The 14511-nt window shown below is 37.8% G+C and carries 11 protein-coding genes; 4 read left to right on the forward strand and 7 right to left on the reverse strand.

What is annotated here, in order from left to right; translation table 11 throughout:
- Window positions 1-6: 6 nt before the first annotated feature.
- A complete protein-coding gene (fadA, locus tag H4J76_RS00630; RefSeq protein WP_070374925.1) occupies window positions 7-1170 on the forward strand; it encodes an acetyl-CoA C-acyltransferase FadA in 1164 nt (387 codons plus the stop codon).
- Window positions 1171-1640: 470 nt separating this feature from the next.
- Here fadA and H4J76_RS00635 read toward each other — a convergent pair whose 3' ends face one another.
- From H4J76_RS00635 to H4J76_RS00650, 4 genes are all read right to left on the reverse strand, one after another.
- The gene (locus tag H4J76_RS00635; protein WP_182221208.1) at window positions 1641-2180 is read right to left on the reverse strand and encodes a GNAT family N-acetyltransferase; all 540 of its coding nucleotides are present in this window, start codon (window positions 2178-2180) and stop codon (window positions 1641-1643) included.
- A 2-nt stretch (window positions 2181-2182) separates the two neighbouring features.
- Window positions 2183-3103, reverse strand: a complete 921-nt coding sequence (locus H4J76_RS00640) for a manganese-dependent inorganic pyrophosphatase (protein WP_182176428.1) — start codon at window positions 3101-3103, stop codon at window positions 2183-2185.
- 153 nt (window positions 3104-3256) lie between these two features.
- A complete protein-coding gene (gene chrA, locus H4J76_RS00645) occupies window positions 3257-4447 on the reverse strand; it encodes a chromate efflux transporter (protein ID WP_182229925.1) in 1191 nt (396 codons plus the stop codon).
- 392 nt (window positions 4448-4839) lie between these two features.
- The gene (locus tag H4J76_RS00650; protein ID WP_182214674.1) at window positions 4840-5808 is read right to left on the reverse strand and encodes a class 1 fructose-bisphosphatase; all 969 of its coding nucleotides are present in this window, start codon (window positions 5806-5808) and stop codon (window positions 4840-4842) included.
- 222 nt (window positions 5809-6030) lie between these two features.
- On the opposite strand from H4J76_RS00650, the gene H4J76_RS00655 reads away from it, so the two are divergent.
- A complete protein-coding gene (locus tag H4J76_RS00655; RefSeq protein WP_182214672.1) occupies window positions 6031-8463 on the forward strand; it encodes a zinc-dependent metalloprotease in 2433 nt (810 codons plus the stop codon).
- Window positions 8464-8531: 68 nt separating this feature from the next.
- Here H4J76_RS00655 and H4J76_RS00660 read toward each other — a convergent pair whose 3' ends face one another.
- From H4J76_RS00660 to H4J76_RS00670, 3 genes are all read right to left on the reverse strand, one after another.
- Window positions 8532-9641, reverse strand: a complete 1110-nt coding sequence (locus H4J76_RS00660; RefSeq protein WP_220465976.1) for a M28 family metallopeptidase — start codon at window positions 9639-9641, stop codon at window positions 8532-8534.
- Window positions 9642-9789: 148 nt separating this feature from the next.
- A complete protein-coding gene (locus H4J76_RS00665) occupies window positions 9790-10551 on the reverse strand; it encodes an ABC transporter substrate-binding protein (protein ID WP_182214670.1) in 762 nt (253 codons plus the stop codon).
- Window positions 10552-10769: 218 nt separating this feature from the next.
- On the reverse strand, window positions 10770-11666 hold the full coding sequence (locus H4J76_RS00670; RefSeq protein WP_182214669.1) for a DMT family transporter: 897 nt from the start codon (window positions 11664-11666) through the stop codon (window positions 10770-10772).
- A gap of 197 nt (window positions 11667-11863) precedes the next feature.
- Between H4J76_RS00670 and H4J76_RS00675 the strand changes: the two genes are divergently transcribed.
- Both H4J76_RS00675 and H4J76_RS00680 read left to right on the forward strand, forming a co-directional pair.
- A complete protein-coding gene (locus tag H4J76_RS00675; RefSeq protein ID WP_182214667.1) occupies window positions 11864-13312 on the forward strand; it encodes a PLP-dependent aminotransferase family protein in 1449 nt (482 codons plus the stop codon).
- Window positions 13309-14511 carry a multidrug effflux MFS transporter gene (locus tag H4J76_RS00680; RefSeq protein ID WP_182214666.1) on the forward strand — a complete coding sequence of 401 codons (1203 nt, stop codon included), beginning with the start codon at window positions 13309-13311 and terminating at the stop codon, window positions 14509-14511. Before H4J76_RS00675 ends, H4J76_RS00680 begins: the two co-directional genes overlap by 4 nt.

A 14511-nucleotide genomic window follows, 5' to 3' on the forward strand; every position in this document is an offset into this window, starting at 1 on the left:
AAGAACATGAAAGAAGTAGTCATTGTAGATTGTATTCGTACACCAATGGGACGCTCTAGAGCTGGCGTTTTTCGTAACGTTCGTGCTGAAGGTTTATCAGCGCATTTAATGCAGCAACTATTAGTGCGTAACCCTAATTTAGATCCTTCATTAATTGAAGACATTATCTGGGGCAACGTTAAGCAAACTAAAGAGCAAGGTTTTAACATTGCGCGTAATGCACAGTTGTTAACTGACATTCCAAAAACAGTTGGCGCGGTAACAGTTAACCGTTTATGTGGTTCATCAATGCAAGCTTTGCATGATGCAACAACTAACATCATGTGTGGCCAAGGTGATGTATTCATCGTCGGTGGTGTTGAGCACATGGGACATGTTCCTATGATGTATGATGTAGACTTTGATCCGGCCTTGAGTAAGTACATTTCTCGTGCGGCTGGCAATATGGGTTTAACCGCTGAGTTACTCGGTAAGCAGTTCGGTATTACCCGTGAACAACAAGACGCTTTTGCGGCACGTTCACACAGAAAAGCTTATGAAGCACAACTTGCTGGTCGTTGGGACAATGAAATTGTTGCCACTCAAGGACATGATGCAATGGGCGCGTTAACCTTAGTTGAACATGATGAAGTTATTCGTCCTGAAACAACGATTGAAACGCTTGCCGGTTTACGCCCAGTGTTTGATCCAGTTAACGGTACAGTAACAGCCGGTACTTCTTCAGCTTTGTCTGATGGTGCATCAGCAATGTTAGTGATGTCAGCTGATCGTGCAAAAGAGCTTGGTTTAACCCCTCGTGCGCGTATTCGTGGTATGGCAGTTGCAGGTTGTGATCCGTCTACTATGGGCTTTGGTCCTGTTCCAGCAACGAAAAAAGCATTGAAACGTGCAGGTTTATCTTTAGCTGATATCGAACTAGCTGAATTTAACGAAGCCTTTGCGGCGCAAGCCTTATCGTGTGTTAAATCTCTAGGCTTAGAAGACCGTGCTGAAGATATGATTAACTTAAACGGTGGCGCTATCGCCTTAGGTCATCCATTAGGGTGTTCTGGCTCGCGTATCACGGGTACTTTATTGAACCTAATGGAAGGTCAAGACGTCAGCATAGGTTTAGCGACTATGTGTATCGGTTTAGGACAAGGTATTGCAACGGTAATTGAACGCGTTTAATTGTAAAATTTAACGGCATATTATCAAGATAAAAAAAACTCACTTCGGTGAGTTTTTTTATCGCTGTTTTGAAGAGGATCTCGACAAAATCGTACTTTATCTGTGCTGGTTACTCAGTGCATAAATTAATTGATTATAAAGGTAATATACAGAAAATGATGGGGGACGATTGCTTACAATATTAACGAATTAACGAATTAACGAATTAACGAATTAACGAATTAACGGGACCATACTTGGTCAGAAACGATTAAAGTTGAGTTAGATATCTCAACGTATAGTCGTTGTTATCGGTTTTATGATGATCAACCCATTAAAATTATGCCTTTACCTAAGGTATTAGCATATAAAAATGAACAGATAAATCAACAGAATATACTCAGGTTTATTCGAGCAAGAACAAGCTATTTAAAAATACCCTTTCAGGAAAAGACATAAGCTTGGTGACTGCTAATGTAGAACATTAACCGTTAGGTATTTTGAAGCTGATAGTAAGCGACGGTACATTCAAATAATGGGTCAACATGAAGATATGTTTTAAGATATGACATACCTATTTTTTTCATTACACCTATTGAAGCTAGATTATTTTCGTCGGCAATAGCGCTAAATTTATCGTATTCAGGATTCACGGCTAAAGCATTTTTAATATGTTGAGCCGCTTCACTGGCAAAACCTTTGCCCCATGATGTTTGAAAAAATCGCCAACCGAGCTCTAGGTTATTAAACTCAGGTAAGGCAGAGAAAAAATTCATCGGCCGCACAAGCACCCAGCCAATATATTGATCAGTTTCAGTGATATTAACTTGCCACAATCCCCAACCTTTAGTTGGACTTAGGTATTTTTGCATACGAGGCAATAACACATTTGTAATGGTCTCGCGAGACGACGGATTACCATCACTGATAAAACGCATCACTTCTGGGTCTTGGTCAAGTTGATACAATAACTCTGCATCGTCAGCAGACATTAATTTGTAGCTTAGTCGTGCAGAGTTATTGATTTTCATTTTTAAGCTAATGAATCTTGTAGAGGTGGAACAACTTGTTTTTTACGGCTCAATACGCCGTCTAACCATACTTTACCGTCAACAAGTGGTTTGCCATAAGCTTTTTCTGTTAAATCAGCATTGTCGCTAATAACTAACATTTCAGAGCCTTCTTTCATAATGTCTGTCAGTAATAATAAAACCGTGTGTCGGCTACCTTCTGCTTTTAATTTTGCAATGTCAGCAAATAATTCAAGCTTCATATCATCAAAGATGGCGAGGTCAAGTACTTCCAACTGACCGATACCCACTAAGTTGCCATGCATGTTAAAGTCTTTAAAATCACGTAAAACTAGGTCACGTATAGGCGTACCTAATACGGCAGATTTCACCTCAAACATTTCCATACCCAAAGCTTTTGCGTCGCTAATGCCTGCAATTTCAGCTAATGCTTCAACACATTTTATATCAGCAGTGGTACAGGTGGGTGATTTAAAAATAACCGTATCAGACAAAATAGCGCACATCATTGCACCAGCAATATTTTTTGGAATTTCTACATCATAGAAATCGTACATCATTTTAATGATGGTATTGGTACAGCCAACAGGACGAACCCAAATTTCTAATGGGGTAGAGGTAGTAATATCGCCTAATTTATGATGATCAATAATACCTAATATTGTCGCTTCATCGATATCATCAGGTCCTTGAATACGGTCGGAATGGTCAACAATATAGATACCTTCGCCAGCAAAACTTGTTTTTAATTCAGGTTGCTCAAAACCAAACTTGTCTAAAATAAATAAAGTTTCTGGTGAAAGCTCCCCTAAACGAGCTGGGACGGTTTCTTCACCTAGCGTGGTTTTTAAATAGGAAAGGGCGATAGCTGAACAGATTGAATCTGAATCAGGTGTTTTGTGTCCAACAGCGTAATTAGGCATAAGTTTTCTCGTATTAGCGTTTATATTGAGGCTATATTTTAAATTGGCGATATTTTAGCAAATAAACCATGGCGGTGAAAAGTTAAAGCTCACATTATCGGCACTAAATCATATCAATAGCACTAAGGCGCTTATTACTCTGCGATAACCGACTTAGTAGAATTGCGTTAATAAACCAACGCCAACAAATGTCACCACTAAAACAATAATAGGCAGTTTGACTATCCGTAATAAATAAAAACCAATAAGCACAGAAAATAAGTCAAATAGTGAACTAACAGCACTAGTAAAAATAGGGTGATAAAGCGCAGAAAATAATAGGCCAACCACAGCGGCATTTACCGCCATAATCGCACCGGCGACTTTGGGCTTTGTTGCTAATGATTGCCAAGTACTTTCAAAGGTCAGTACCAATAAAAATCCAGGTAAAAATATTGCTAAGGTTGCGACTGTCGCTCCTATTAAAGGGGCTTGTGGAAATAGCTCTGCACCCAGAAAAGTCGCTAGGGTAAACATTGGGCCAGGAACTGCTTGCGCTGCGGCATAACCGGTAAGAAAAAAATCGTTCGATAACGCTTCACCAATTGTTTGTTGTAATAGTGGCAAGACAACGTGTCCGCCACCAAAGACCATACTGCCCGCTTGAAAAAACTGATTGAATAAGACCATGATATCGGCTGTGTTAATCGGTGCTCCAACTACGGTTGCTAGTGGTAAAGCAAAGAGGATGATTAAGAACAACATCAATGGCAGTATTTTAAACTGTCTTGAGGTTAGAGCTGAAGGTTGGGTGACTTCAGTGGTAACTGATTTTAACGATGGATTAACAAAAAAACCAAAGCTTGCTGCGATAGTCAGTATGAAAATTTGCATCGTTAAACTCGGTAAAGTGATTAAAGCAATCGCTGTTATAACCGCAATAAGTCTGTGGGTGTAATTATTACAGAAACTTTTAAACATAGTTAAACAAGCGTCAGCCACTACCACCACAGCCAGTAATTTCAAACCACTTATAACATGAAAAACCCAAGGTTGTTCAGCACCGCTAATATTAGTGGCGAGTAAATAGATAAGAATAAATGACGGTAAGGTAAAACCGATAAATGCGGCAATGCCGCCAGGCAGTCCAGCTTGTCTCAATCCAATAGCAAAACCTAATTGACTAGAGCCAGGACCCGGTAAAAATTGGCTTAACGAGATTAAATTTGCATAACTTGTTTGATCTAACCACTTTAGTTTATCGACAAATGTTTTTTGGAAATAGCCAATATGTGCGGCAGGTCCACCAAAACTGATACAACCTAAAAAAAGAAAACGCCAAAATACTTCAAATAGTTTTTTCATAAAAATGTCGTTAAAAGCCAGTCAATTATATTAACTATTATATCGTAAAACGATGAAGGGAATATTAAATTTAACAGTAAAAAAACTCAATGAATGGAGCTTTGTTACCGACATAAGAAAAGTGTTAGTGACATGTAATAAGCTAAACAGGCTTCATCTTTGTTTTTAGAAACCTGTTAATTGGACTTCGACATGTTGATGCATGCTAATTTTCGATTATTTGTAATAAGCTAAACAGGCCTCTACTTCATTTTTCGAGCCCTGTTAATTGGACTTCGACATGTTGATGCATGCTAATTTTTGATTATTTGTAATAAGCTAAACAGGCTTCATCTTTGTTTTTAGAAACCTGTTAATTGGACTTATACACGTTGATACATGCTAATTTTCGATTATTTGTAATAAGCTAAACAGGCTTCTACTTCGTTTTTTGAGCCCATAATTACTTCGACACGCTGATGAATGCTGTTCGGCTCCATATCCATAATGCGTCCTTCACTGGTCATCGCCAGTCCACCCGCTTGTTCAATGAGAAAACTCATTGGATTCGCTTCATACATTAAGCGTAGCTTGTGTGGTTGTTGCGGGTTTTTACTATCTTGTGGATAAGTAAAAATACCACCACGTGTTAATACACGATGAATGTCACCAACCATAGCGGCAATCCAACGCATGTTGAAATTTTTGCCACGAGGGCCGGTATCACCTGCAAGTAAATCACTGATGTAATTCTGCATAGGCGCTTGCCAAAAACGTTGATTTGACATGTTAACAGCAAATTCTTGTGTGTCCGCAGGCACTTGAACATTACGTTCAACTAATAAAAAACCACCATGAGTACGGTCAAGTACATAAAAATGGGTACCGCTACCCGTAGTCATTACCAACATAGTTGACGGACCATATAAGACATAACCCGCACAAAGTTGTTTGTTACCCGCTTGCTTAAACATGTCTGGATCACTAGCATCCATATCACTTGGTGCTTCATGAATAGAGAAAATTGTGCCAATTAATGAGTTGATTTCGATATTAGAGCTGCCATCAAGTGGATCGAAAGAAACCAGATACTTGCCATTTTTTTCACCTGCAACAGAGCTATCTTCTTCTTCAGAAGAAATCGCTTTAACAAAGCCAGACTCTAATAAAATATCTTTAAGTAATTCATTTGCAACGACATCTAATTCTTTCTGAACTTCACCTTGAATATTTTCATCCAAAGTTGAACCCATCAAATCACTTAAGTGACCTTGGCTAACACGAAATGAAATTTCTTTAGTTGCCGCTAAAATCGTTTTGATCAGCGAAATTAAATCGAGTGGAACATTATCTTGACGTAAAGCTGGTGCTAGTCGTTGCATCGGGTTACCTAATTGATTTAGAGTAAGACTCTTAAAAATTGAGTCATAAAATTGTTGGTTATTTAATGTCGTAAAATAATAATAGCAGCTACATATTACATTATTTTACGATTAGAGGTGACGATGAAAGCTATCACCTCACCTGTAAGGCTAATGATAACAAAAATAATGGAATGACTTGAATATATATTTATAGAACCAAAAATCAAATAGGGAAAAACGATGAAACTGACGCTAGGTGTCTTTTTAATATTTATTTGTAGTACCTTTTCAATAGCCGCGCTCAGCGAAGAAATTCTTAGTTATAATGACTTTGTTAAAGATAAAGATCACCAGCAAGGCTATTTTTCTTTTTTTCATGATAAAAAAAAGGGCAATGTTTATTTAGAGATCCAGCAATTTGAACAAGACTTTTTATTTCAAAGCGGTTTACCTCAAGGAGTCGGTTCTAATGATATTGGACTTGATAGAGGCCAGTTAGGTGATACCCGTCTAGTACGCTTTGAAAAAGTAGGAGAGAAGGTCTTTCTCCGCCAACTTAATACTTATTATCGAGCGGATACTGAAAACAACTTAGAAAAAAAAGCCGTTAGCGAGGCATTTGCCAGCTCTATTATTTGGGGGTTTAAAGTTGCCAAAGAAAGTAAGGACGGTAAAAAAGTATTAATTGATTATACACCCTTTCTTTTATCTGATATTCATCAATTATCAAGTAAACTTAAACAACGTCAACAAGGTAACTTCAAAATTGATGAAAGCCGAAGTGGTATCTATATAAAACGCAGCAAGGCCTTTCCTAATAATACTGAGCTTGAAGCAACAGTGAGTTACCAAGGAACCGATGCAGGTAAATACTTACGCTCAGTAACGCCAGACTCAACAGCTGTTACAGTGAACTTACATCATTCGCTGATTAAATTACCTGACGACAAATACCAAGCACGTACTTTTCATCCTTACAGTGGCTTTTGGTCAAATAGTTATGCCGATTACGCCAGTGCTATCGACCAACCGTTAATTCAGCGTAATATTCCACGTCATCGCTTAAACAAAAAAGATAGAAATCTTGAGGTCAGCGAAGCAATTGAACCTATTATCTATTATTTAGATGCCGGCGTACCTGAACCTATAAAAAGTGCTTTACTTGATGGCGCTCGTTGGTGGGACCAAGCATTTTCAGCCATCGGTTATAAAAATGCTTTTCAGGTAAAAATGTTACCAGCCGATGCAGACCCTATGGATGTTCGTTATAACGTTATTCAATGGGTACATCGAGCGACAAGAGGTTGGTCTTATGGTTCATCAGTGATAGACCCAAGAACAGGAGAAATATTAAAGGGGCATGTAACATTGGGCTCTCTACGTGTTCGTCAAGATTATCTCATTGCTTTGGGCTTAACATCTCCTTTTAAGTCATCTATAACAGACACTTCACCAATGAAAGAAATGGCTTTAGCACGCATTCGTCAATTGTCGGCTCATGAAGTTGGGCACACTTTAGGTATCGCGCATAATTTTGCCGCAAGTGCTAATAATCGCGCTTCAGTAATGGATTATCCTCACCCGTTAATTACCTTGAAAAATGGTGAAATTGATTTATCAAATGCCTACGCTACAGATATTGGTCGCTGGGACAAATCAGTTATTGCTTATGGTTATGCTGATATAACGGCTGATAAAGAAGCCGAGTACTTAGCGAAAGTTATAGCAAGCGCGCAACAAGCAGATTTGCTGTATATGTCAGACTCAGATGCGCGTTCTTCTTCGAGTGCACATAGTCGCGCACATTTGTGGGACAACGGAGTAGATGCCGCCGATGAGCTTAATAGAGTCTTAAAAATACGTGAAAAAGCGCTAACAGACTTTGGTTTAAATAGTATTCCTCTAGGGCGACCTTTGTCAGAAATTGAAGAGGTTTTGGTGCCCATCTATAATTTTCATCGTTTTCAAGTTACCGCCGCAGCAAAATTAATTTCAGGTATAGACTATCGCTATCAACTGCGAGAAGAAAATGTTCTAAAGCCATTGGAGGTAGTCTCAGGTAAACAGCAGCGAAAAGCGCTGCAGGTTTTATTAGCCACTCTAGATACAAAAATATTAACCTTGCCAGAACACATAGTGAAACTTATTCCACCAAAAGCTTATGGTTATTATCGTAATCGCGAAAGTTTTGCTGGTAATACGGGGCTTACTTTTGATCCGGTTTCTGCTGCGCAGGCTAGTGCTAAACACACGGTGTCTTTGCTTTTAAATGAACAACGTTTAGCACGTTTACAGCAACAGTCAGTAATGGATAAGCGTATTTTGAGTGTGCAAGAATTGATTAACGCTTTAATAGAACAGTCAATTAAAGTACCGGCTGAAAAGGGCTTGGCTTTGCTGGTTCAACAGCGGGTCAATCAACAAGTTATTGAGCATTTATTAGCACTTTGGCATAACAAAAATTTAGTAACAGAGGTGCGTGCAGAAGTTTATATGGCTTTACTTAATATAAATGAATGGTTAAATGATAATTATGACTCTAAAAAGTACAAGCGCTTAGCTGCTCAGTTTATGTTGTTAGCAGCGCAGATTACCCATAGTCTTGAGCAAGGAAAACTTGTTCATCCTGCTGCTAGTATCACTATGCCGCCGGGTTCACCTATTGGTAGTTAATTATTGAAGTGTGGGTGGCTTGAGTCTTAATAAAACCGCCCACACCTTTAAAATATTATTTTTATTTTTTACTTTGACGGTAAATATTTATCAGGATTAGCTAATAATTCAATTAGCACCTCAACATTATTATTAAGCTGCTGCTTAACACGTCCCGGAAATATTTCATCAAGTTTATCTAAACGGTCAAATTGAGTATGCCAAATATTTCCCCAGTTTTTCTCGGCTTTATTATCACAAGCTGTTGAATTCTTTTTATCATAACAAGTCCACAATTTTTTTGCGGTTGATTGAGAGTAACCATCAAAGCCATTCTGGCCATTAATTGAAAAGTTGGTTGATTCTACATACGCAATAGGAATACCAGCACAGGCAAAACTAGCATGATCAGACCAAGAGCCAGTTACACCTTCAGGATAGCCTTCATAGTCAGGATGAATAACATACTTGTTTTGTTCGCCTAACACCTTAATTGATGCCTTGAGTAAGGCATTTCGCATAAAAGTGTCGCTGTTATAAGTTTCATTTTTACAATTATCATAAGCTTGTGTATGCGCACTATGTACATAAACCTTATCGCCACCTGCTATGGTGTCAAAATTAATCATCGCTGCGATATTATCTAATTTGTTATGGGTTAATAAGTCGTTGACGTAATAGTTTGAACCTTGCAAACCAATTTCTTCTGCGCCAAAGGCAATAAAGCGAATACTATAATTATTTGGCATTTTTGTGGTCAATGCTTGGGCTATCGCTAACATTGCCGCAACACCTGCGCCGTTATCTGTGGCGCCCATTGATCCCGTTTTCATTGCCGTTGAATCATAATGTGCGCCAAGTATGATGGTTGGCTTTGTTACGTCACCAAATTCAGCAATAATGTTCTTTGATTCACCGACCATTTTTCTACTGTTATAGGAAAATTTTTGCTCGGTAACTCGATAACCAAACTTTTCAAATTTAGTTTTAATATAGCGGGCTGTTTGCTGTTCTTTTATCGTTCCAGCTTCGCGAGCACCTATACCTTCGGTGGGTGAAACAAGTTCTTTAAGATAGGTATAAGCAGCAGTTTCATTGTTATCTGTTTTGGCTTGTTCGCTTGATAACGAGCAAGATGTTACGAGCAATAAAGAGCTAGAAAGCAAACAAGGTAGCACTGAGCGATGGAAATATTTCATATTACCCTTAAATTTTAAGACGAGATAAAGCGGATTATTTTAAGGTAATAGGATAATGGAGTCACTTGTTATTAACAACTACGCGCGATAATAAATGCGCAACAACTAACCTTATAAAGTACTTAGTTATAAATTAAGTCGATGAGCATTATATATAAGCTTTTATAATACTTTCGAGACTACCATTTATTTTTAATCGTTGAATGGCATCATTGATTTGGGGTAAAAGATATTTTAGCTCTTTTCTTAGTCTAATTTTTAAGTAACCATCAGAATGGACGGGGCCTAAAATAATGGGTACTGATAATATTTTTGCCCAATATTGTGCTGGTTTATCACCACTAATAGCAAAGGTGATCCTTTTTCTAAAAAGTGCTTTTATTAACTCTTTTTCTGAAGGGTAATCTAGGCGATTAAATAAATTATCATTGTGATAATAGTAACCTCGAACGGTACCTATATCTTGGTCGGTTAATTGTTGATCTTCCCCTAAGTTTTCAGGAATAACGGTACCGGCCAAATAGATAATATGCTCTTTAATTGGGATCACGCTATCGCTAAAGACATAGTCGTCAGACTGTTGCTCTTTAGATAACCAATCAGGATTAATTAAATCAAAATCAACGAGACCATTTTTCAATGATAAATTGGTGCGTTTTGGCGGTAAAATTATTTCCTTACCACTTATATTGGCAGTGGCGAGTATTATGGCTACGGCGTCAACGACAATGCCACGTTTTTCACCAGTATTAATATAATAGGGATACCAAGCATTTGAGCCAGAAGGGTCAAACTTTAACGTTACTATGGGTAAATAATGATTATTATTTATTTTTTGGCAAGCGGCACTCGTCGTCATAAGTAACGATAGCGCTAGTATTAACAATTGACCCCATGAGTTATTTAACATCTTGCCCCTAATTAATGATTTTATAAAAATTAATCACTCTAAAAAGAGTAGCATCTCAATAAAATTATGCCTTTATTTTAACTCGGTTTTTATTGAAAATAACAGCGTCACTTAGCGTTTTTATACGCTGCTTATGTTATTACCTATAAATTACTTGGTAAAGTCATTTTGGATTAACAAGCTGATTTAACATAAATATATTTAAAAGTAGGATGCTTTTATGGTGTTATTATTATATTTTTCTTTTTTGGTTTAGTTAACACAACAATATTCCCGGCGACAATAATTAATAAGCCAATGACAGTATAAATATTCCAGCTAAAACCTTCAAATATCGTTGAGATAACGACGGCAACAGCAGGGAACATCACGCTTGCATATGAGGCCTTATGGGCTCCGATGTTATTTAAAAGTGTTAAGTAACTGGCAAATGCAATAATAGAGCCGAAAACCGATAGGTAAATTAGCGAACTAATATAGGGTAAGGTATATGAAAAACTAAATGATTTTCCTTGTATTAATAGCAATATAGTCATAAATATTGAGCCATAAAACATGCCCCAAGCATTGGCTTGCATCATAGGTAAATTCATAAGTTTATTTTTCATTGAGACCATATTGCCCGTTGATGCGAACAATGTTCCAACGAAGCAAAGTGATAAACCTAGTAATGTTTCTGCGCCTAACTCGGTATCGTTAATTTGTGGCCAGAATAAAACCACAATGCCGGTTAAACCTAGAAAAGCGCCTAGATAAGTTTGTTGAGTAATTTTAGTGTTAAACCAAATGCGGGCATTGACCACATTGAAAAACATAATCATTGAAAAAGCGATTGAGGCAAGCGCAGAATTTATATGCTGTTGAGCTGAATATAAAAAATAGTAATTACAGCCAAATAACATCAAACCAAAGAACAAAAATTGTAGGTGCTGTTTTTTGTTAAAGGCAAGTGAGAGCTTTTTAAAACGACAATAAGCAAATAGCAGAAGTGCTGCTAAGCCAAAACGATAAACAATAGATGCTTCGGCGGGAACATCACCTAATTGATAATTAATGGCGATCCAAGTTGTTCCCCAGATAAGTACGGTGATCACATATAATAGTGTGTTGTTCATTATTCTTTCCTGAAAAATTTAAGCGCAATCTTCTCAATTAATTTTGACTAAATCACTGTAACAGCATTTCTTATATGAAGTACTATTTCTTAAGGTCGACTTATTTCTAAAACACTAGTTTATAGATAGTTCTGTTGTGTAACAGATACAAAAAATATAAAATGTAACCTATACAGTTTTTGTTGAGGTGAAATAAAATGCAACTTTTAGATAAATCTTCTTCAGAATTTTTATATCAGCAAGTCATTGACTTTGTTGAAGACCAAGAAAAAAGTGGTGCAATAAGAGCGGGAGACAAGCTACCTAGCCTACGTAAACTCAGTAGACAATTTGAAATAAGTATACCGACAGTAAAACAAGCGTATATTGAACTAGAGCGTCAGGGTAGTATTTCTGCAAGGCCACAATCAGGCTATTATTTAAAAGCTAAGCAAGCACGAACCTTAAAACCTATGCGGTCATTATGGGCAAGTTGTCAGCCCGTTGAAATCTCATGTCGAAGCATAATAGAACAAGTTTATGAAGCTGTTCATTTACCCGATACTGTCGCATTGGGTATTTCTAACCCGGTCAATGCACACCCACCAGATAAAGCCTTAGCACGATTAATGCGTTCGGTATTGAGTAAGAATGCTGAAAAAGCGGTTAGTTACGGACCGGTAAATGGTGATCCAAAACTGCGTTTAAACCTTGCTTTTCGTTATCATGAGCAAGGCGTAGCCATTAATCATGACGATATAATTATCACTAGTGGTGCCCAAGAAGCACTATCAATTGCCTTACAGTGTGTCGCAGAACGTGGTGATATTATCGCTGTAGAATCACCGTGTTTCTTTGGTTTGATTGAATTAATTGAAAGTTTGGGTATGAAAGCTCTGGAAGTTTATACCTGCACTGAAGAGGGGATTTGTGTTGAAGAACTGGCTAAAGTTATTGAGCAACATCCGGTAAAAGCGTGTTTGTTTTCTACCGCTATCTCTAACCCACTTGGCTCTATGATGACTAATCAACAGCGCCAGAATATGGTCAGTTTATTAGAAAAACATGATATTCCACTTATCGAAGATGAAGTTTACAGTGACTTATATTTCAGCAAAGATAGACCAGTACCCGCGCAGCTTTACTCCAAAAAAGGCCTAGTGCTAACGTGCTCATCTTTTTCAAAGACCGCTGCACCAGGTTATCGGGTCGGCTGGCTATTACCAGGCAGATATGAAGAAGCAGCAAAACGTATTAAACGCGCCCAGTCTTGCTCAACACCAATGTTACAGCAATGGACATTAACTGATTATTTGATGAGTGGTGAATATGATCGTCACTTACAAGTGTTAAGAAAAACCTTACGTTATAACTGCGAGCGGATGCGCGCCTTAATCGCTAGTCATTTTCCAAAAGAAGTCTGCATTTCACAGCCACAAGGTGGCAGTGTCTTATGGATACGTTGCCGTTCTCATGTTGATACTAGCCAATTTTTTACTCAGGCTATTGCTAAGGGGGTGAGTTTTGCTCCCGGTGAAATTTTTTCCCCAACCGGGCAATATAAAAATTTTATGCGCATTAGCTATGGGGTGAAATGGTGTGAAAAAATAGACAAAGCGATTGCTGACCTTGGCAAACTTGTTTACGACTATCCGGAAAAATCATGAGAAACCTAAAAGTTAGTGAACAAACAGAGCTTTCACTAAAATTATTATTACCCTTATTAGCAGCCATTATTGCTATCTCACCATTGGCAATCGACATGTATTTGCCGGCAATGCCAATACTGGCGGAGCATTTGTCAACTGATATGCCAATGGTACAAAATAGCCTGAGTATATATTTACTAGGCTATGCTTTAGGTCTGTTATTTTTTGGCCCACAAGCGGATAAACACAGCAGAAGAAAATTAGTGATGCTCGGTATCTCAGGTTTTATCGTGATGAGTATAGCGATAACGTTTGTCACGAGTATTGAACAGTTTTTATCCTTACGATTTTTTCAGGCATTTATTAGTAGTGCGGCAACGGTTGTTGTGCCGGGAACAATAAAAGAGCGATATGGCAAAGATACCGCCAAAGGGTTTTCTTATGTATCTATGATTATGATGATAGCGCCTATGATAGCGCCCGCTATTGGCTCAGTGTTACTGCTGCATAGTTGGCAGCTTATATTTTTAAGTTTAGCGGCCTACAGCTTTATTATTTTACTCTTGGTGTATCGATTTTTACCTGAAGTAAAGCGTGAGAAAAATTTAGCACCGGTTAGTTTTCTGCAACGCTATAAAATTGTCTTATCTAATAAAAAGTCACAACTAAATATTGTTACGTCTATGGTTATTTCATTAGCTTTTTTTGCTTATATTACCGCGATCCCTTTTGTCTATCTAACGGTTTTTAAGGTCTCGGAATTTGAATTTAGCCTACTATTTGCCGTTAATGTTTTGGCGTTAATGACCGCCCATTTTATTAATACCCGCTTAGTTAGTCGTAAAGGGTCATTTAAAATGTTGACCTACGGTTTAATCGTTGCGTTATGTTTTTCTTCATTGTTGGTGGTGGTAAACTTTTTGCAGCTACCATTAATGTTCACGGCAGTTGCGGTATTGCCGTTGATGGGCAGTTTATCGATGATAGCGGTCAATGCTGATGCACTTATTATGCAAGAATTTACCCGGGAATCAGGTACAGCTAGTGCGGTAATAGGTACTCTTCGCTTTGGCATTGGCGCATTAGCAGGACCAATATTAGCGTATTTTTATGATGGTAGTGCTTTACCGTTTGCATTATTGATGTGGTGCTCGATAATAGTTGTTTTATTATGTCAGTTACCTAATATGACAAAGAATATAGGAATAAAGGATTAA

This window comes from Colwellia sp. BRX9-1, from assembly GCF_014077195.1.
In the GTDB taxonomy this organism is placed as follows: Bacteria; Pseudomonadota; Gammaproteobacteria; order Enterobacterales; family Alteromonadaceae; genus Colwellia_A.

Bases quoted from the DNA above. Each gene is read 5' to 3' on its own strand.
- fadA (WP_070374925.1), top strand. From the start codon at position 7: ATGAAAGAAGTAGTCATTGTAGATTGTATTCGTACACCAATGGGACGC.
- H4J76_RS00635 (WP_182221208.1), bottom strand. From the start codon at position 2,180: ATGAAAATCAATAACTCTGCACGACTAAGCTACAAATTAATGTCTGCT.
- H4J76_RS00640 (WP_182176428.1), bottom strand. From the start codon at position 3,103: ATGCCTAATTACGCTGTTGGACACAAAACACCTGATTCAGATTCAATC.
- chrA (WP_182229925.1), bottom strand. From the start codon at position 4,447: ATGAAAAAACTATTTGAAGTATTTTGGCGTTTTCTTTTTTTAGGTTGT.
- H4J76_RS00650 (WP_182214674.1), bottom strand. From the start codon at position 5,808: ATGCAACGACTAGCACCAGCTTTACGTCAAGATAATGTTCCACTCGAT.
- H4J76_RS00655 (WP_182214672.1), top strand. From the start codon at position 6,031: ATGAAACTGACGCTAGGTGTCTTTTTAATATTTATTTGTAGTACCTTT.
- H4J76_RS00660 (WP_220465976.1), bottom strand. From the start codon at position 9,641: ATGAAATATTTCCATCGCTCAGTGCTACCTTGTTTGCTTTCTAGCTCT.
- H4J76_RS00665 (WP_182214670.1), bottom strand. From the start codon at position 10,551: ATGTTAAATAACTCATGGGGTCAATTGTTAATACTAGCGCTATCGTTA.
- H4J76_RS00670 (WP_182214669.1), bottom strand. From the start codon at position 11,666: ATGAACAACACACTATTATATGTGATCACCGTACTTATCTGGGGAACA.
- H4J76_RS00675 (WP_182214667.1), top strand. From the start codon at position 11,864: ATGCAACTTTTAGATAAATCTTCTTCAGAATTTTTATATCAGCAAGTC.
- H4J76_RS00680 (WP_182214666.1), top strand. From the start codon at position 13,309: ATGAGAAACCTAAAAGTTAGTGAACAAACAGAGCTTTCACTAAAATTA.